Annotated in this window: 15 protein-coding genes; 7 read left to right on the forward strand and 8 right to left on the reverse strand. The window is 71.5% G+C overall.

The annotated features are described in order from the left end of the window. Nucleotides 1–69: 69 nt before the first annotated feature. Genes D1648_RS15500 through D1648_RS15525 form a run of 6 tightly spaced genes read left to right on the forward strand, consistent with a single transcriptional unit; the run spans nucleotide 70 to nucleotide 6,899 of the window. A complete protein-coding gene (locus D1648_RS15500) occupies nucleotides 70–2,037 on the forward strand; it encodes a glycoside hydrolase family 127 protein (protein WP_122943505.1) in 1,968 nt (655 codons plus the stop codon). Further along, complete coding sequence (locus D1648_RS15505) at nucleotides 2,034–3,356, forward strand: extracellular solute-binding protein (protein WP_241155540.1); 1,323 nt, start codon at nucleotides 2,034–2,036, stop codon at nucleotides 3,354–3,356. Before D1648_RS15500 ends, D1648_RS15505 begins: the two co-directional genes overlap by 4 nt. 9 nt (nucleotides 3,357–3,365) lie before the next feature. After that, nucleotides 3,366–4,328, forward strand: coding sequence for a carbohydrate ABC transporter permease (locus D1648_RS15510; protein ID WP_122943506.1), 963 nt, complete (start codon nucleotides 3,366–3,368; stop codon nucleotides 4,326–4,328). Then, nucleotides 4,328–5,176 (forward strand): carbohydrate ABC transporter permease, encoded by an 849-nt coding sequence (locus D1648_RS15515; RefSeq protein WP_122943507.1) that lies wholly within the window; start codon nucleotides 4,328–4,330, stop codon nucleotides 5,174–5,176. The genes D1648_RS15510 and D1648_RS15515 overlap by 1 nt, the downstream gene beginning before the upstream one ends. A 47-nt stretch (nucleotides 5,177–5,223) precedes the next feature. After that, nucleotides 5,224–6,342 (forward strand): helix-turn-helix domain-containing protein, encoded by a 1,119-nt coding sequence (locus D1648_RS15520; RefSeq protein ID WP_122943508.1) that lies wholly within the window; start codon nucleotides 5,224–5,226, stop codon nucleotides 6,340–6,342. Continuing rightward, entirely contained in the window at nucleotides 6,339–6,899 is a 561-nt protein-coding gene (locus D1648_RS15525) for a nucleotide-binding protein (protein WP_241155541.1), read from the forward strand. Before D1648_RS15520 ends, D1648_RS15525 begins: the two co-directional genes overlap by 4 nt. A 94-nt stretch (nucleotides 6,900–6,993) precedes the next feature. On the opposite strand, the gene D1648_RS15530 is transcribed toward D1648_RS15525, so the two are convergent. From D1648_RS15530 to D1648_RS15545, 4 genes are all read right to left on the reverse strand, one after another. Continuing rightward, nucleotides 6,994–8,247, reverse strand: a complete 1,254-nt coding sequence (locus tag D1648_RS15530) for a galactokinase family protein (protein WP_122943509.1) — start codon at nucleotides 8,245–8,247, stop codon at nucleotides 6,994–6,996. After that, nucleotides 8,244–9,041, reverse strand: a complete 798-nt coding sequence (locus D1648_RS15535; protein WP_164518766.1) for a sugar phosphate nucleotidyltransferase — start codon at nucleotides 9,039–9,041, stop codon at nucleotides 8,244–8,246. Before D1648_RS15535 ends, D1648_RS15530 begins: the two co-directional genes overlap by 4 nt. Continuing rightward, entirely contained in the window at nucleotides 9,038–10,456 is a 1,419-nt protein-coding gene (locus D1648_RS15540) for a phosphoglucomutase/phosphomannomutase family protein (RefSeq protein WP_122943510.1), read from the reverse strand. The genes D1648_RS15535 and D1648_RS15540 overlap by 4 nt, the downstream gene beginning before the upstream one ends. Before the next feature lie 169 nt (nucleotides 10,457–10,625). Beyond that, nucleotides 10,626–11,894 carry an ROK family transcriptional regulator gene (locus D1648_RS15545; RefSeq protein WP_241155542.1) on the reverse strand — a complete coding sequence of 423 codons (1,269 nt, stop codon included), beginning with the start codon at nucleotides 11,892–11,894 and terminating at the stop codon, nucleotides 10,626–10,628. 347 nt (nucleotides 11,895–12,241) lie between these two features. Here D1648_RS15545 and D1648_RS15550 point away from each other — a divergent pair, with 347 nt between their 5' ends. Next, nucleotides 12,242–14,179 carry a potassium transporter Kup gene (locus tag D1648_RS15550; RefSeq protein ID WP_164518767.1) on the forward strand — a complete coding sequence of 646 codons (1,938 nt, stop codon included), beginning with the start codon at nucleotides 12,242–12,244 and terminating at the stop codon, nucleotides 14,177–14,179. On the opposite strand, the gene D1648_RS15555 is transcribed toward D1648_RS15550, so the two are convergent. The 4 genes from D1648_RS15555 to D1648_RS15570 all read right to left on the reverse strand — a co-directional run bounded on the left by D1648_RS15555 (nucleotide 14,176) and on the right by D1648_RS15570 (nucleotide 18,194). Then, nucleotides 14,176–14,778 carry a PRC-barrel domain-containing protein gene (locus tag D1648_RS15555; protein ID WP_122943513.1) on the reverse strand — a complete coding sequence of 201 codons (603 nt, stop codon included), beginning with the start codon at nucleotides 14,776–14,778 and terminating at the stop codon, nucleotides 14,176–14,178. The genes D1648_RS15550 and D1648_RS15555 overlap by 4 nt on opposite strands. A 68-nt stretch (nucleotides 14,779–14,846) precedes the next feature. Next, nucleotides 14,847–15,671, reverse strand: coding sequence for a TetR/AcrR family transcriptional regulator (locus tag D1648_RS15560; RefSeq protein WP_122943514.1), 825 nt, complete (start codon nucleotides 15,669–15,671; stop codon nucleotides 14,847–14,849). 19 nt (nucleotides 15,672–15,690) lie between these two features. Continuing rightward, nucleotides 15,691–16,830 carry an aspartate-semialdehyde dehydrogenase gene (locus D1648_RS15565; protein WP_206424824.1) on the reverse strand — a complete coding sequence of 380 codons (1,140 nt, stop codon included), beginning with the start codon at nucleotides 16,828–16,830 and terminating at the stop codon, nucleotides 15,691–15,693. Continuing rightward, the gene (locus tag D1648_RS15570) at nucleotides 16,827–18,194 is read right to left on the reverse strand and encodes an aspartate kinase (RefSeq protein ID WP_122943515.1); all 1,368 of its coding nucleotides are present in this window, start codon (nucleotides 18,192–18,194) and stop codon (nucleotides 16,827–16,829) included. Before D1648_RS15570 ends, D1648_RS15565 begins: the two co-directional genes overlap by 4 nt. Nucleotides 18,195–18,646 lie beyond the last annotated feature (452 nt).

Consider the following 18,646-nt stretch of genomic DNA (forward strand, 5'->3'; position numbering starts at 1 on the left):
TGCCATTATCGACACAGAAACTCGTTTTCCGCACTTTCCGCAACGAAGCTCACAGTGAGGACCTGCTCCATGGTCGCCGCCCGCACCGCCCTGTCCGCCCCCGCCCTGTGCGCACCGGCCCTGCCCACCCCGGGTGCCGCCGCCGCGCTGCACCCCCTCGACGCGGGCCGTGCCCGGATCACCGGCGGGTTCTGGCACACCCGCCAGCAGCGCAACCGCGTCGCCGGCCTCCGCTCGGGCCACGCGCAGCTCGAGGCCTCCGGCACGCTGGAGAACTTCCGCCGCGTCGCCAGGGCCGAGCAGGGCGAGGCGAGCGGGATGATCTTCCAGGACTCCGACGTCTACAAATGGCTCGAGGCCGTGGCCTTCGAGCTGGGGCGAGAGGACGACGCCGAGCTGCGCACCTTGGCCCGCGAGGTCACGGAGCTCGTCGCCTCCGCCCAGCTGGAGGACGGCTATCTCAACAGCGTCCACACGCTCCGCCACAGCGCCGAGGAGAGGTACACGAACCTCGCCTGGAACCACGAGCTGTACTGCTACGGACATCTCATCCAGGCCGCTGTCGCCCTCGCCCGCAATGCCGGGGAGGAGAAGCTGCTCGACGTCGCGCTGCGGATCGTCGCGCACCTGCGCACAGTCTTCGGGCCCGACCTGCGCCAGGCCACGGGCGGCCATCCCGTGGTCGAGATGGCGCTCGTCGAGCTGCACCGGCTGACCGGTCGCGAGGAGATCCTCGACCTCGCCCGTTTCTTCCTCGACGTGCGCGGGAAGGGCGAGCGCTTCGACGACGTGAGCCCCGGACCCGGTTACTTCTCCGCCGACGCGCCCGTGCGCGAGACCGTCTCCGTCGAGGGCCACGCGGTGCGCGCCCTGTACCTCTTCGCCGGCGCGACCGATCAGGCGATCGAGGACGACGATGCGGAGCTGCTCGCCCGCTGCGAGTCCGTGTTCGCCGATCTCCTGGCCACGAAGACCTACGTCACCGGCGGCATGGGCGCGCGCTGGGACTGGGAGGCCTTCGGCGACCCCTACGAGATGACCACCGATCGCGGCTACGCCGAGACCTGCGCGGCGATCGGCGCGATCCAGTGGGCGTGGCGGCTGCTGCTGGCGACGGGGAAACCGCACTACGCCGACGCGATCGAGCGCCTTCTGCTGAACGCCTTCCTGGCCGGGGTGTCGCTCGCCGGGACCGAGTACTTCTACGTCAACTCCCTCCAGCTGCGCGACGGCGCGAAGGCCGACGAGGGCCGCTCGATCGCCCACGGCCGCCGCGGCTGGTTCGACTGCGCCTGCTGCCCGCCCAACATCATGCGCACCCTGGCGAGCCTGGACCACCTGGTCGCGACGCAGGACGCTCACGGCCTGCAGATCCACCAGTACGCGAGCGGCACCTGGTCGGCCGGCGAGGGCGAGGAGACCCTCACGGTCACCACCGCGACCGACTACCCGCACGACGGCCGCATCACGGTGCGCGTCGACGCCGCGCCGTCGGCCCCGCGCCGGCTCTCGCTGCGGATCCCCGACTGGTCTCGCGGACGCGCCCGGCTCACGGTCGACGGGGACACGGCGACCGTGCCCTCGGGCGAGGCCGTCGCCGTCGTGGAGAAGGTGTTCGCCCCGGGCGAGGAGATCGCGCTCGAGCTGGACCTGACCCCGCGCTTCATCGGCACCCACCACCGCCTGGACGCCTCCCGCGGCGCCGTCGCCCTCGAGCGCGGGCCGCTCGTCTACGCGATCGAGAACGAGGACCAGGTCGACGACGTCACCGTCGACGACGCGCAGATCGACCCCGACGTCATGCCCGAGGCCGGAGCGCCGATCGACGCCCTCGACGGCGCGGTGCCGCTGCGCCTCGCCGGCAGCGTGGTGCGCTCCTCCCCCGCCGCGGACGCCTGGCCCTATCCCGTCCACGGCAGCGACGACGCGGTCCAGGAGCGCACCGCGCACACCTGGACCGCGATCCCCTACTTCGCCTGGGGCAACCGCTCCGTCGCCGCGATGCGCGTGTGGCTCCCGCTGCAGGAGCGATCGTGATCGGCCGGCGCTCACTGCTCCGCGCCGGGCTCGCGCTCGGCGCGTCCGGCACGGGCGCCGCAGCCCTCGCCGCCTGCGCCGGGACCCTCCCACCTGTCGACACGACCGCGAACGGATTCGGCGAGGACGCCACCGGGAGCGTCACCGTGTGGTGCCGCGCCGCGACGCAGACTGCGATCCAGGCCGCGGCCGAGAGCTTCAACGCCGTGCACGATGAGCTCGAGGTGAGGGTGCTGCCGATCCCGGACGCCCAGTACGTCACCAAGCTCGCCACCTCGATCCGCGGCGCCTCCGTCCCCGACATCGTCGACTTCGATCTCATCAACTGTCCGCTGTTCTCCGTGCGCGAGGCTTTCGCGGACATCACCGAGCTGGTCGAAGCGCTCCCCTTCCGTGACGCGCTCTCCGTCGGCCACATGGGGCTCGCCGAATACGAGGACCGCATCTACGGCATCCCGTTCATCGGCGACTACTCCACGCTCTTCGCCAACACCGACCTGCTCGCTCGGGCCGAATTGGACCTCGAAGAGGTCTCGAGCAGCCTCGAGTCCCTGATGGAGGCGTGCCAAGCCCTGAAGCGGGATCTCCCGGAGACGGCGCCGTGGACGTTCCCCGGCAACGCCTCGGGCGCGATGGGATTCACCATCCAGCCGATGATCTGGGCGGCGGACACGGACCTGATCGCGGGCGAGCTCGGCGACCAGTCCGGGAACGTCGCCGGCAACGACGTCGTCGAGGCGGTCCTCGAGTTCCACCGGCAGCTGTGGGTCGACGATCTCGTTCCGCAGCGGGCCTTCGTGGAGGACGGCTCCCAGTGGGGGCACGACTACCGCTCAGGCGAGGTGGTGTTCTTCCCCGGCGCCTACGGCTCGGCGGTCGCCGAGGCCGACGAGGAATTCCGTCCATCCTCGCAGAACGTGCTCCTGCCTGGGCCGACCGGCGGGCGGGCGACCTTCTCCGGCGGGGACAACATGTGCCTGCTCAACGGTGCCCGCAACCCGTCAGGCGCATGGATGTTCATGCGGCACACCCTCGAGCTCGACGTGCAGCGCGCTCTCCCTGACAGCGGCTACATGCCGATCCGTTCCGACAGCGCCGACGCCGCCTTCGCGGAGTCCTACGAGCAGGCCGTCCTGCCCGTCACGCACCTCGACGAGGGGTACGTGCCCTCGACCCTCGCGTACAACCTGCTCTACAACCAGTCGACCAGCCCGTGGTTGGCGATGATCCGTCGCGCGGTGTTCGACGGCGACGTGCCGGGCGCCATGGCGGAGGCCCAGTCCGAGTACGACCGCATCCTCACGCAGACCCAGCTCTAGGAGCACGTCATGACCGCACTCGACGCGACGACGCGTCCCGGCCCCCTGGGGAGCCGTCACGAGGCGGGCGTCTCCTCGCCCGCACCGCGACGCCGCTCCCGCTCGCTCACCCACCGCCCCGCCACCGGGGTGCTGCTGATCGCCCCTGCCCTCTTGCTCGTCGCCTTCTTCGCGCTGGTCCCGTTGCTTCTCGCGGTGTACATCTCCTTCACGAACTGGCCGCTGATCGGCGACTACCGCTTCGTGGGGCTGGACAACTACATCCAGGCCGTGCAGGACCCGGGCATGTGGAAAGCGCTGCGGTACACCCTGCTCTACACAGGCATCGTCACCGGTCCGATCCTGCTGCTCGGCTACGGGCTGGCGGTCCTGGTGCGCTCCAACCGTCGCGGCGCGACCGTGCTGCGCACCATCTTCTTCCTCCCCTACGTCATCGGTCTCACGACGCTGAGCTACATGCTCGTCCTCGAGGCGCAGCCTGACTCCGGGGCGCTGAACCGTATCCTCGCGGGCCTCGGCCTGACCGACGGCAGCACGGCGTGGCTGCTCGACGGCGTGCTCGGGACGATCGTGCTCTCGGCGCTCGTGATCTGGGCGGTGCCGGGGCTGACCATGATCCTGCTGCTCTCCGCGATGCAGGGCGTGCCCACCGAGGTCTACGAGGCGGCGGACATCGACGGCGCGAGCTGGCGGCGTCGCGAGTGGTCGATCACGGTGCCGATCATCCGCCCGGCGATCGGGATGTCGCTGATCATCTCCGTGATCGGCTCGTTCCTGGCGTTCAACCAGTTCTTCATCCTCACCAAGGGCGGGCCCGGCACCGACACCACCACGATCGTCGGCTTCGTCTACAACCGCGCCTTCGTCGAGCTGCAGCTCGGCTCGGCCACCGCGATCTCGCTGATCCTCGTCGTGTTCACGGCGCTGGTCACGATCGCCCAGTTCGTCCTGCTCCGAGGAAGTGATGAGTGATGAGCCGTCCCGTCGTCAAGGACCGTCGTGCCGTGCCATATGCCGTGCTCGGCGTCTTGTTCGCACTGATCTTCAGTCTGCCGCTGCTGTGGTCGATCCTCCGCGCCTTCCAGCCCAACGAGACGATCCTGGGGACCCCGGCGCTCCCGGAGCTGTTCGACCTCACCGGGCAGAACTTCTCCGTCTTCCTCTCCTCCGACGCGGTCATGCTCCGCCCGGTGCTCAACAGCATCGTGGTGTCGCTGTCGACCGCAGCTCTCACCGCCCTCGTCGCGACCCTGGCCGGCTACGGCTTCTCGAAGTTCAGCTTCGGCGGCTCGCGCCTCGCCTTCGGCCTCATCCTGCTGTCGATGATGGTGCCCTTCCAGGCGATCCTCACCCCGCTGTACCTGCTGATGAACTCGGTGGGGCTCACCGACTCGCTGCTGGGGCTGGTGCTCTTCTCCGCCAACTTCGCGCTCCCCTTCGGGATCTTCCTCATGAAGAACACCTTCGATACCGTGCCGCAGGCCCTCGAGGACTCCGCCATCATCGACGGCGCGGGCACTCTGCGAATGCTGGCGGAGGTGCTGCGGCCGATGATCATCCCGGGGATCGCGAGCTCCGCCCTCTATGCCTTCCTCACCTCGTGGACAGAGTTCCTGGGCGCTCTGACCTTCCTGACCACGGAGAAGTACTTCACCCTCCCGATCGCCCTGCTGAACATCCAGGTGGGCACGTACGGCGAGGTCGACTTCGGCCAGCTCGTCGCCGGCTCCGTGATCGCGATGATCCCCTGCGTGATCCTGTACGTCTCGCTGCAGCGGTTCTACGTGCAGGGCCTGGCCGCCGGGGCTGTGAAGGGCTGAGCCGCCCGCCCTGTCTCCGTCCGCACCGTTGTGCCACAATCGCACACATGGCCGCCATCGATTCCCGAGAGCTCGGGCACCGCATCCAGGAGTCACGCACCCGTCGAGGAATGTCCCAGGACGGACTCGCCTCCCAGGTAGGGATCGAGCGCTCAGCTGTGAGCAAGATCGAGAGCGGCGCCCGCAAGGTCTCCGCTCTCGAGCTCGCTCACATCGCCGAAGCCCTCGGGGTGAGGATGGCGCACTTCTTCAAGGAACCTACTCCGGCGCTCGTCTCCCACCGCTCCTCGCAGGGCCTCGACACGGTCGACTCCCGGATCGACGAGCACCTCGCCGAGATCGCCGAGGACGTCGAGCTCACACAACGGCTCGGCGCCCTGTCCCTGGCTTCGCCCGGTGATCCGTGGGCTCACCCGCACAGCCGTGCCGACGCCGAGGCCATGGCTCGGCGCGCGCGAGAGGGGTTGGGGGTCGGCCAGAGCGAGCCGCTGGTCGGCCTCGCCCGCCGCTTCGCCCACCTGGGACTTCTCGTCTTCAGCCGCGACATGGGGAATGACGTCGCAGACGCAGGCACTCTGCTCCTGCGCCGAGGCGGAGTCACCCTCGTCAACAGCGCGAACAAGATCGGGCGCCGTCGACTTGCTGCCGCCCACGAGCTTGGCCACTATCTCGTGGGCGACCAGTACACCGTGGACTACCGCGTCTCGCTTGCGTCGGAGTCCTCGATCGAATCCCGTCTTGATGACTTCGCCCGTGCGCTGCTCCTCCCAGGACCTGCTGTCGAGGTGCAGTGGAAGCACGTCGACGGCAACGAGGGGCATCGTGCGGCAGCGGTCATCCTGGCAAGCACCTTCCGCGTCGACATGTCGACACTCGCCCGGCGCCTCCTCGATCTCGATCTCATCGACTCCTCGACGGCGGGCCTGATCCGGAACACCGTCACCACTGCCGCAGACATGATCGAGTTCGACCTCCACGTCGCCGCCGACGAGCTCGCGGGGACCACACAGGCAGGTCCCTATCAGAAGGCTGTCATCCAGCTGGTCCGGGAGTCGCAGATCAGCACCGCGCGCGCCTACGATCTGCTCTGGGGAACGGTGGAGGAGGAGGAACTGCCAGCACCGCGGCAGCGCGATGCCCACGAGATCTGGTCCTTCACCTCATGACCGACACGACATCTTCCTGGGCATTCGACACCGGCCCGCTTCGGCACTTCGCGGTCAACGGATGGCTCGGAGTCCTCAAGCTCATCGCCGAGAAGAACGCGGCGCGCGTCGTCATCCCGGAGTCCGTCGAAGAGGAGCTGCTGGACCAACGACACTCGATCCCGGCCCTCTCGCAGATCTTCGATGCCGAGTGGATCTCCGTCGACCGCTCGACGGACCTCGATGTCCTCGCCGCGTTCGCCCAGTACGAGGAAGCCTTCGTCAGCGGAAGGAAGAACCTCGGCGAGTGCGGGGTCCTTGCCTTGGGCCGGGGGCTGGGGCATACCGTGATCATCGATGATGAGACGCCGCGACGGCGGGGCATCGCGGATGGCATCGAAGTTCGCGTATCCCTCCAGCTCCTCTGCGAGGGCATCCGCGAGAAGCTGCTCACCGTCGCCCTCGTCGAGTCCCTGGCCGATGACCTCCTGTCGGGCGACTACTACCTGCCGTTCACGCGCGGAGGTTTCCGCCAGTGGGCGCTTGAAGAAGGTGCGTTGGAGTGGGACGAGCTGTAGGGCGCTCTGCTCCGCTCACGAACAGCCTTGTCAGAGACGAGCAGCACCCCCGCGAACACTCCAGCACCCTGACGGCTCACCTCGACGGTTCCGGCTACCCGGCAATCGACCCGACCCGCCTGCCCGGCGCGCCGGGCCGCGTGACCAGCGCGATCGCCGTCTCCGGAGCAGCGCCCGAGGCGCGGTAGCGGTCCATCCACTCCGCGGCGAAGCCGTCGGCGTCGGCCGTGGGGACCAGCGCCCAGACGCTGCCGCCGAAGCCCGCGCCGAAGGCGGAGGCGGCACGGGCGCCGAGGTCGATCGCGTGGCGGACCAGGGCGACCGTCTCGGGGACCTGGTTGCGCAGATGCGTCTCGGCGAGGCTCTGGGAGGCGGCGACCGTCGCCGCGAAGGCGTCGAGATCCCCGCCCCGCAGGGCGCGATGCGCACGGGGCACGAGCACGGCGGACTCGACCAGGAACTGGTCCAGCCGGTCCCGTTCGGCGCCCTCGTCGGCCAGGCGCCGCAGCGGTTCCCAGCGCTCCTCGTCCTCGGCGAGCCCGGCCGCGAGGTCCTCCCCCACCAGGGAGCGCAGCGCACCCTGCAGCGAGGCGTCGGCCCGGCCGGTGGCCCGGTTCCAGCGCTCGAGGATCTGCCCGAGCAGGGCGGGGCCGCGGTTGTAGGAGGCCTGGGCGGCGCCGGTCTTCTCGGCGAGCACGCCGGAGACGGCGACGACGAAGGACCAGCCCTCCGGCAGTGCGACCTGGTCGAGGATCTGCATCGGGTCGAACTCGGCGTAGGAGATCATGCCGTCGTGGCCTGCGAGCATGCCGGTGTGGTCCAGCGAGCCGCCGCTGGTGCCGACCCCGGGCCGGCCGGCGAGGGCCCCGAAGGTCTTCCCGTTCTCGATCGAGGCGGCGTAGCCGGCCAGGGCCGCGCGATCGGGGATCTGGGAGGTCCAGGCCTCGGTGGCAGGAAGGCCCGCGAGGTCGGCGAGCGCGAGCGCGCTGGCGGTGAGCAGCGCGGAGGAGCTGGACATGCCGGAGGCGGGCGGGAGGTCCGAGGTGATCGTGAGCCGCGCGGCGGGCAGCGGGCCGAAGTTCGCCCCCAGCCGCTCGATGACGGTGTGGACGTAGCGGCCCCAGTGCCCGGCGGGAAGGTCCGGGGCGGTGCCCGCGGCGAGACGGAGCGTGCCCGGGTAGGCGTCTGTGCTCGCCTGAAGGGTTCCCGTCGGCCCGTCGATTCGCTCGGCGCGCACGGTGACGCCGCGGTCCACGGCGCACACCAGCACGCGTCCGCCCCCGTAGTCGGTGTGCTTGCCGAGCACCTCGATGCGGCCCGGCATGGTCCAGGCGGCGCTCCGGGTCACAGGACGACCTCGACGCCGGCCAGGCGGCGCTCGACCCCGTCGACGTCGTCGCGGCGCGAGAGGTCCAGGACCCCGCCCGCGAAAGGCAGCACGCGCACGTCCGGCAGGGCGCGGACGGCGTCGACGATCTCGAGCTCCCCGCGCTCGGACGGCTCGATCCGGTCGCAGGCCTCGAAGATCTCCGTCTGGAAGGCGAAGGCGTTCATGCTGACCAGGGCGTCGGGCCCGGCCTCCTCGAGCTGCTCCGCGGAGGGCTTCTCGATGATCCGCTCGAGCCGGCCGTCACGGTGCTCGACGATCGCGAACGCCGCGACCCGCTCGGCGGCGATGTTGGAGTGCTCCACGAGCGCGGTCCGCTCGAAGCCGAGCAGGGTGGTGCACTCCTGCTCGAGCAGGGCCGCGATCCCCTCACGGGGGTAGAGGTTGTCGCCGTTGACCATCACGAAGGGACGCTCGCCCACGGCCTCGCGGGCCGAGGCGACGGCGTCGGCCGTGCCCTTCGGCTCGGCCTGGACGGCGAGGTCGATCGTGAGCCGGCGCGGCGCGAGCTGCTCGATGTGCCGGGCGAACTCCTCGTGCTCGGGGGCGACGACGAGCACGGCGCGACGGACGCCCGTGTCGGCCAGGGCCGAGAGGGAGTAGTCGATCAGGCGGTGCTCGCCGATGGGCATGAGGGCCTTGTGGCCGGAGGCGGCGGCCTCGGCCTGCTCCGGGGTGAGGTCGCCGGTGCCCTCCTTGCGCATGCGGGAGCCGAGTCCTCGAGCCAGGACCACTGCGGTGTCGATCACGCTCATGCCTCCAGACCGTAGTGCTCGGCGACGGTGCGGGAGAGCCGCTGGGCCTCCTCGGCGGTCTCCGCCTCGGAGAACACGCGGATCACCGGCTCCGTGCCGGAGAAGCGGATGGTGAGCCAGGAGCCGTCGGCGAAGTAGACCTTGCCGCCGTCGGTCCAGGAGATCCGCTCGACCTCCCGGTCGAAGGCGGGCAGCTCGTGCTCCTCGAAGATCCTCCGCTGCAGCTCCTCGCGCCGCTCGGGGGTGTACTCGTAGGCGGCCTCCTCCATCACCAGGGAGCCGTAGCGCTCGACGATCTCCGCGTAGATCTCCGAGAGCGGCTTGCCGGCGCGGGCGACCATCTCCACCAGCAGCCCGGCGGCCTGGATGCCGTCCTTGCCGGGGATGTGGCCGCGCACGGTGAGCCCGCCGGAGGACTCCCCGCCGATCACGGCGTCTGTCTCGGCCATCTTCGCGCTGATCCACTTGAAGCCGACGGGCACCTCATGGCACTGCTGGCCGTGCGCCTCGGCGACCCGGTCCAGCAGGTGGGTGGTGGACATGTTCCGCACGACGGGGCCGGTCCAGCCCTTGCCGGTCAGCAGGTACTCGTACAGCAGCACGAGCACCTGGTTGGGGCTGATGTAGGCGCCGGTGTCGTCGATGATGCCGAGCCGGTCCGCGTCGCCGTCGGTGGCGATGCCGAGGTCGGCGCCGCGCTCGAGCACGGCCTGGCGCAGCGGGGACATCGACCCCTCGGCCGGGGAGGGCATGCGCCCGCCGAACAGCGGATCGTGACGGGCGTTGATCACCTCGACCTCGCAGCGGGCGCTGACCAGCACCGTCTGCAGAGAGGTCTGGGAGACGCCGAACATCGGATCGAGCACGATCTTCAGGTGCGCATGGCGGATCACGTCGAGGTCGAGCTGCTCGATGATCGAGTCGAGATACCAGTTGATCGAGGACTGCTCGGTGACCAGCTCGCTGCCGCGCACCTCGTGCCGCGGCAGGGAGCGGACGTCGTCGGCGGTGAGGGTCTCGGTGTGTGCGGCGAGCTCGTCGGTCACCTCGAGCTCGGCGTCCCGCCCGCCCTCGGTGAAGATCTTCAGCCCGTTGTACAGGGCCGGGTTGTGCGAGGCGGTGACCGCGATGCCGTACGCGGCACCGGTCTGCCGAACCGTCCACATGCACATCGGCGTGGGCACGGGGCGGGTGATCACCCGGACCGGGATGCCGTTGCCGGCGAGCACCTCGATCGCCCACCACGCGGCGACGTCCGAGAGGAAACGGCGGTCATAGCTGATCACGAGACCGCGGTCGACGACGCCCTCGTCGTGCATGCGGTCGGCGAGGCCCTGCGCGAGCAGGCGCACGTTCTCGCGGGTGAACTCGTCGCCGATGATGGCCCTCCAGCCACCGGTGCCGAACCTGATCATTCTCGCTCCTCCTTGCGCGGGCGGGGCGCAGTCGGCCGAGGTCGGCCGCGACACCCAAACGTTCACATCGCGAACAAACTAGGGGCGTGATGGCCGACATGTCAACCGTCGGGCCGGTCCAGCTCGGGCCGGGCGGGGCGGGACCGCAGCACCCCGCCAGGACTGCAGGTCAGGCGCGGGCCGCGCCGGCCGGAAGGGGCGGGGCGAGCAGCGGGTCCGCGAGCACGCGCTCGAGGGCGACGGCCGCACCGCCGGCGGCCGCGGCGTCGAGGCCGAGCACGGAGGCGCTCACCTCGACCCGGCCGTCCTGCGCGAGCAGGCGCAGGTCCAGCGCCTCCTGCACCGGCCGCACGAGCCGATCGGCGAAGGCGCCGAAGTATCCGCCCAGCACGATGGCCTGCGGGTTCAGCACATCGACGAGCACCCCGGCCCCGCGCACGAGGTCTTCCGGCAGACGGGCGAAGCGGTCCTCGAGCCGCGCATCCCCGGCGTCGAGCAGGGTGCGGATACGTCGCAGCCGCTCCTGCATCGGGAGCCGGCCCGAGCGGGCGGGGTCCTCGGCATCGAGCACGGCGAGGACGGTGTCGAAGCCGACGAGGGTCTCCCAGCAGCCGCGCCTGCCGCAGCGGCAGCGGGGCCCGGCAGGGTCCAGGCCGATGTGCCCCACCTCGCCGGAGAATCCGGACCAGCCGCGGATCAGGTTCCCGTCCGCGATGATGCCGGCCCCCACGCCGATGTCGCCGGTGAGATAGACGAGGTCCGTGATGCCCTGCCGCGCCAGCCGGGGCGCCTCGGCGAGCGCGGAGAGCTTCGCGTCGTTCTCGAGGGAGAGCGGGGGCAGGTCGGTGCCGAGCCGCTGCTCGAGCGCGCGGCCCAGCGGGACGTCGGACCAGCCGAGGTTCGAGGCGAAGCGGACGCTCGCCCCCTCGTAGTCCACGGGGCCGGGCGGGGCGATCGTGGCGCCGGCGACCCAGAGACCCTCGGCCCCGGCGGCCGCGAGCGCCTCGCGCAGCTGCTGGGCGGCGAGGTCGAGGACGGGCCCGGGCGGGTAGCTGCGGCCGTCCGGCCCGTCGACCAGCGGCATCGGGACCGAGGAGCGGAAGCGCACCTGCCCGCCGAGGTCCCGCAGGCTCACGGCCAGATAGTCGACGTTGAGCTCGAGGCCGATGCCGGCCGCGTGCCCGGGGTCGATGCGCACCTCCGTCCCGGGCCGGCCGACGGTGCCGCGTCGGTCGATCTTCCCCTCCTGCACCAGGCCGCGCTCGGCGAGGTCCGCGATCAGCGAGGTCACCGCCGCCTTCGACAGGCCCGTCTCCTGGGAGAGCGCGGCACGGGTGCGCCCGCCATGGTCGTGCAGGTGGCGCAGCAGCAGGCTCAGGTTCGCCGAGCGCATCGCGCTGTGGCCGACGGGAGCGGCCCCGTGGCGGGGTGAGGTCATGCAGGTCATGGTAGACGGGCGCCGACAGGGCGCCGCCATCGGCCGTTCCGTCGGCGTCGTGGCGCACGGAGCGGAACCCGCCCGGTCACCGCGGTTGCATCGCCGCCGAGCGGTGGCATGATCCTCTCGTGCACGAGGACACCTCGAGCTCGCCCAGCTCCGACGAGCCCACGACCCCACACTCCGAGCAGACCCCGCAGGCCGACGAGACCACCTCGCAGGCCGCTCCCCCGCCGGACGGGGCGACGCCCACGGCAGCCAGGGCGACATCCCCACGGGCAGCGCCCCCGGCCGCGTCGTCGGCGTCGCCCCGTCACCACGGCCACCAGCACCTCGACCACCGCGGGATGCCCCGGGCCCGCACCCCGCTCGCCGCGGCCTCCCTCGGCGCGCTCGGCGTGGTCTTCGGCGACATCGGCACGAGCCCCCTGTACGCGCTGCAGACCGTCTTCAGCCTCCGCCACAACGCCGTCGCCCCCACCGAGGCCGACGTGCTCGGGGTGACCTCCATGGTGGTGTGGTGCCTGCTGATCATCGTCTCCGTCACCTACATCGGCCTGATCATGCGGGCAGACAACCAGGGCGAGGGCGGCATCCTCGCGCTCACCGCGCTCGTGCTGCGCAAGCTGCGCAGCCCCGGCGGGGTCGGGCCGCGCGAGGCGTCCGTCGCGCTCGTGCTCGGCGTGATCGGGGCGGCACTCTTCTTCGGCGACTCCGTCATCACCCCGGCGATCTCCGTGCTCTCCGCCTTCGAGGGCATCGAGGTCGCGGCCGCCGTGCCCAACGCCGTGATCGTGCCCGGTGCGCTGATCGTGCTCACCGCGCTGTTCGCCGTGCAGCACCGCGGCACCGGCGGCATCGGCCGGCTCTTCGGCCCGGTGATGGCGCTGTGGTTCCTGACCCTCGCCGCGATCGGACTGCCGCACCTGCTCGCCGGCCCCTCGATCCTGCGCGCCCTGTCCCCGCACCACGCGATCGCCTTCATGGTGGAGCGACCGGTGGTCGCGTTCATCGCGCTCGGCGCCGTGGTCCTCGCGATCACCGGCGCGGAGGCGCTGTACGCCGACATGGGCCACTTCGGGCACCGACCGATCGCGGTCGCCTGGCTCGCGCTGGTGCTCCCGTCGCTGCTGATCAACTACCTCGGCCAGGGCGCGCTGATCCTCGCCGACCCCTCCACCATCGTGAACCCCTTCTTCACCCTGGTGCCCGAGGTGCTGAGGGTCCCGCTGGTCGCGCTGGCCGCGGTCGCGACGGTCATCGCCTCCCAGGCGGTGATCTCGGGGGCGTTCTCCGTGGCACGGCAGGCGACGCGGCTCTCGCTGCTGCCGCGGCTGAAGGTCACCCAGACGTCCCTCGAGCACGGCGGCCAGGTCTACCTCCCCGCCATCAACCTGCTGCTGTTCGCGAGCGTGGTCACGCTGGTGCTCGTCTTCCGCCGCTCCGAGGCGCTCGCGGCGGCCTACGGCCTGGCCGTCACCGCGACGATCCTGCTGGTGCTCGCGCTGTACCTGCTCTACGCGCGGCGGATCCTGCGCCGGCCCCTGTGGCAGGTGGTCCCGCTCGCGGCAGTCGTCGGCGGGCTCGAGCTGCTGCTCCTGGCCGCGAACATCGTCAAGGTCCCGGCGGGCGGCTGGATCTCGCTGGTCATCGCCGCCGTGCTCTCCACGATCATGCTGGTGTGGCATCGCGGGGCGCGGATCCTCTTCGGCCGCAGACGGGAGCTCGAGGGGTCGCTGACGGACTTCGTCGCCGGACCCGAGTGCGCGGTGCGGCGGGTGCCGGGACTGGTCGTCTACCCGCACGGCGACCCGACCACCGTGCCGCTCGCGCTGCGCACCGGGGTGGAGATGAACCAGGTGCTCCACGAGCACGTCGTCATCATCACGATGAAGCACATCGGAGTGCCCCACGCGCACCGGGACGACCGGGTCCATGCCCGCGAGATCGGGCCGGGGGTCGTGCAGCTGACGTACCTGGTCGGTTTCCACGACTCGCAGGACGTGCCCGCCGCGCTGCGCACCGCGGTGGAGCTGCTCGGCCACGAGCACGCGGCGGACTGCCCGGCCGGCTGCGCACGGCACCTGCCCGCGCTCGCAGTCGACCCCGAGGAGGCGATGTACGTGCTCTCGGTCTTCCGCATCGAGGCCGGGCAGGAGGCCGTGATGCCGCGCTGGCAGAAGGTGCTCGTGCGCGCCCTCGAGCGCGGCTCCGCGAACCGCACCCAGGTGCTGCACCTGCCGCCGACGCGCACCGTGGTGATGGGCGCCGAGACGGTGCTCTAGCGGGACCCGCCGTCGGGGTCGTCCAGCCCCAGGGCCTCGGCGGCCTCGCGCAGATCCTGCGGGGCGACGTGGGCGATCGCCGGTGGGCGCCTCCCGGCCCGGGCCGTCGCGGCGTCGACGCGGAGCCGGATCACGTCGTCCTTCCCGGTGGCGTCCTCCGCACGGGCGTCCTCGGAGGGGACGTCCATCGCGGGGGCGCGTCGGCCCGGCGCCTGCCGCGCGGTTGCATGCGGCGCCGTCGTCTCCCGCCCGGGCGCCTCCGGCGCAGGGGCGCACTTGTCGGACCGCGGGCCCGCGCGATCCTCGTCGAGCGGCGGCAGGGCCTCGATCGCGACCGCCGGGATCAGCACGGTGCGGGCGCTCAACTGACGCGGCATCACGGTGATCGCGGCGAGCGCGCCGCTCGCATCCTGCTGGTAGATGTCGCGCACTCGGCCGACGGTCTTGCCGTCGCTGCCGCGCACGGTCAGGCCGGCGAGGGCCTGCAGACGCGGGAGACGTCGGCCCGAGCCGAGGTCGGTCCCGGGCCCGGCTTCACGGGGCTGCGGGCCGCCGGTGAGACCGGAGGTGCGGTCCTCCGGGACACGCTCGGCGCTCATCGGGAATCTCCGCGAGGGGTCACGGCCGCGAGTCTATCGAGGACGGGCGGCGCTCAGGCAGGCGGCGCTCATTCTCCTGCGCAGCAGAGCTGCACGAACTCCTGCACGTCGTCGATCGGGTCGGCGTCGGACGTGTTCTGCAGCTCCCGGACCGTGTGCTCCCGCACGGTCAGGCTCAGCAGCAGGGAGAACAGCGAGCGCGCGAGGAACCTCGGCGATGCGCCCTCGACGAGGTGCCCGCCGTCGCCGAGGCCGCTGAACACCTTCTCGAGCACGTGCTCGTGGACCAGCCGCAGGCGGGCGATCCGATAGCGTCCCGGATGCTCCGGGTTCACGACCTCCGCCGAGAGCGTGGCCAGCAGGGCCATGGAGTGCTTCCGCGGATCCCAGGGCCCGCCGAGCGCCGCGATCAGCATCGTCGGGGAAGAGGAGAGCGACTCGATGGAGTCCAGGAGCCCCTGCGCATGCGCCTCGAGCCGGTCGATCACCGCGCCGAGCAGCACGTCCTTGGAGGCGAAGTGGTGCAGCATGCCCGGATGCGAGATCCCCACCCGGCGCGAGATGTCGCGCAGGCTCGCCCCGTGGTAGCCGCGTTCGGCGAACAGGGCGGAGGCCGCATCGAGGATCGCCTCGCGCCGGGTGGGCTCGGCCGCTGCAGCTGCCTGCGCTCCGTCGGCCGAGGAGCCGCGGGCACCGTGCACGTCCGGGGCGAGGCCCTCCTGGGACTCGGTGAGCGAGTCCAGGTTGCGCAGGGCCCGACCGAGCGTGCCCTCGACACCCCCGCCGCCGGCGAGCTCCGGGGACTCCTCCCCGGCGCGATCGGAGAATGCCGTCGACATCGGGACCGGTCCCGTCCCGGCCCCCGGGGACCCGTTGGTCACCGCACTCGTCATCGGCACTCCTCCTCCATCGTCAGCGGGAGACGATCAGCTCCGCGATCTGGATCGCGTTCAGCGCTGCTCCCTTGCGGAGATTATCGGCCACCGCGAAGAGGATCAGCCCCTTGCCGTCGGGCACCGACGCGTCCTGTCGGATGCGGCCGACGAATGTGCCATCCTGGCCCGCTGCCATCAGCGGCGTGGGCAGGTCCACGACCGTCACACCCGGTGCGGCCTCGAGCAGCTCGCGGGCGCGCTCCGCAGTGATCGGCTCGTCGAACTCGGCGTGGATCGCGAGCGCGTGGCCGCTCATCACGGGCACGCGCACGCAGGTCCCCGCGACGGGGAGGTACGGCAGGCCGAGGATGCGGCGGGACTCGTTGCGGAGCTTCTGCTCCTCGTCGGTCTCCCCCGTGCCGTCGTCCACGAGGTTCCCGGCGAGCGCGACCACGTTGTACGCGATCGGCGCCTGGTACACCTCGGGCCGGCCCAGATCGACCGCGGAGCCGTCCAGAGCGAGCTCCTCGACGTGGTCGACACCATTCCTGACCTGGGAGGCGAGCTCGGCGACGCCGGCCACGCCGGAGCCGGAGACGGCCTGGTAGGTGGCGACCTTGAGCCGGGCAAGGCCCGCCTCGTCGTGCAGCGCCTTCAGGCTCGGCATCGCGGCCATCGTCGTGCAGTTGGGGTTCGCGATGATGCCGCGCTTCGGGGCGGTGACCTGCTCGGGGTTCACCTCGGAGACCACCAGCGGCACCTCCTCGTCGCGGCGCCAGGCCGAGGAGTTGTCCACGACCACGGCGCCGGCCTCCGCGAAGCGGGGCGCGAGCGCCTTCGACGTCGAGCCGCCCGCGGAGAAGATCGCCACGTCCAGGCGCTTCCCCTCGGAGGTGATGTCGGCCGTCTCCGAGTCCTCGACGACCAGGTCCAGGCCCGCGTACTGCACCGTCTTCCCGGCGCTGCGGGAGGAGGCGAAGACGCGGATCGCCGAATGTGCGACCGAGCGGTCGGCGAGCAGGGCGAGCATCACACGCCCCACCTGGCCGGTCGCCCCGACGACGCCGATCACGGGCCCGTCGGCCGCGAAGCCGGGGGTGCCGCTGAAGTCGGGCGCGGGTGCGGCGCCGTCGGCCACCGTGCTGGTGCTGGTGCTGGTGCTGGTGCTGGTGCTCATCGTCCGGTCCCTCCGTAGACCACGGCCTCGGTCTGCTCGGCGTCGAGGCCGAACGCCGTGTGGATCACGCGCACCGCGTCGTCGAGCCGGGACTGCTCGGTGACGACGGAGATGCGGATCTCCGAGGTGGAGATCATGTCGATGTTGATGCCCGCCTCGCCGAGCGAGCGGAACAGGGTCGCCGAGACGCCCGGGTGCGAGCGCATCCCGGCGCCGACGATGCTGACCTTCCCGATCAGGTCGTTGTAGCGCACCTCGGTGAAGCCGATCGCCTCGCGCGCCGACTCGATCGCCTCGAGCGCGGCCGGCGCGTCGGACTCCGGGAGCGTCAGGGAGATCGCGACGGTGTCGTCGACCGTCGAGGAGTTCTGCACGATCATGTCGATGTTCGCGCCGGTGCCGGCGACGACGTCGAACAGCAGCGCCGCCTTGCCCGGGGCGTCCGGGACCTCGACGACGGTGATCTTGCCTTCGCTGCGGTCGTGGGCGACGCCCGAGATGATCGGCGCCTCGAGGCCCGGTGCTGCGATGTCGTCCATGGGGAGCTCCTTGGTCGGGTCGGCGGCGTCGCGACGAGCGGCGTCCGCGGGGCGGAGGGTGACGTCGGGGTCGATCGGGATCTCGCGCTCGGGATCGTCGGCGACGATCGTGCCGAGCCGGCCCGAGTAGGAGGAGCGCACGTGCAGCGGCACCCCGTAGCGGCGCGCGTACTCGACGCTGCGCGCCATCAGGATCTTCGAGCCGTTCGCGGCCATCTCCAGCATCTCCTCGCTGGAGATCACGGGGACCCGACGGGCGGCGGGCACGATCCGCGGATCGGCGGTGAACACCCCGTCGACGTCGGAGTAGATCTCGCAGACGTCCGCCTCGAGCGCCGCGGCCAGGGCGACGGCCGTCGTGTCCGAGCCGCCGCGGCCCAGGGTGGTGATGTCCTTCGTGGTCTGCGAGACGCCCTGGAAGCCGGCGACGATCGCGACCGCGCCGCCCTCGAGCGCCTCCTCGATCCGGCCTGGCGTGACGCGCAGGATGTGGGCCTTGCCGTGCACCTCGTCGGTGATCAGCCCGGCCTGCGAGCCGGTGTAGGCGCGGGCCTGGACGCCCGCGTCGTTCAGCGCCATCGACAGCACCGCCATCGAGATCCGCTCGCCGGCCGTGACCAGCATGTCCATCTCGCGCGGGGGCGGGTTGGGGCTGACCTGCTCGGCGAGATCGATCAGATCGTCGGTGGTGTCCCCCATCGCGGAGACGACCACGACCACCTTGTGGCCGGCCTTCGCGTACAGGGAGATGCGGCGCGCGACGCGCTTGATCGAGTCGGCGTCAGCGACGGAGGATCCTCCGAATTTCTGGACGACCAGGCTCATGGGCAGGTTCCTTCGCGGTTGAGAGCAGGCGGGCACTACGGGAGGGCCGGCGGGCGGCAGGCCCTCGGTGGGCGCGACGGGAGACGGGCCCGGCGGCCGGCGACGCCGACGGGTCCCCGTCGGCCGCTGCGCACGCTGTGGGTGCTCCCGCCCGCGCGGCACCGGATCGGCTCCGGTCGCCCTGCGCACGGGGCACCCTGCGAACGGGCGCCGGCCGCGGCCAGTCTACGAAGAGGCCTGGTCCTGGCCCCAGCGCCCTCGGCATGCGAGACGGCTCCGCAGGTCAGCGCGGTCCCGTGGAGTGACCGGGGCAACATCGGCCCGGGCGCGGCGGGCGGCTGGGCGTGGTGGGGCGGGGACGCTCGACTCCGGCCCCAGGGCGGCGCATCTGGTCTCCAGCGCAGCAAAGTTGGGCCTCTGACGGGGCGAATCGACCAACTTTGCTGACCCGC

It is taken from the genome of Brachybacterium sp. EE-P12, from assembly GCF_003711805.1.
GTDB lineage: Bacteria > Actinomycetota > Actinomycetes > Actinomycetales > Dermabacteraceae > Brachybacterium.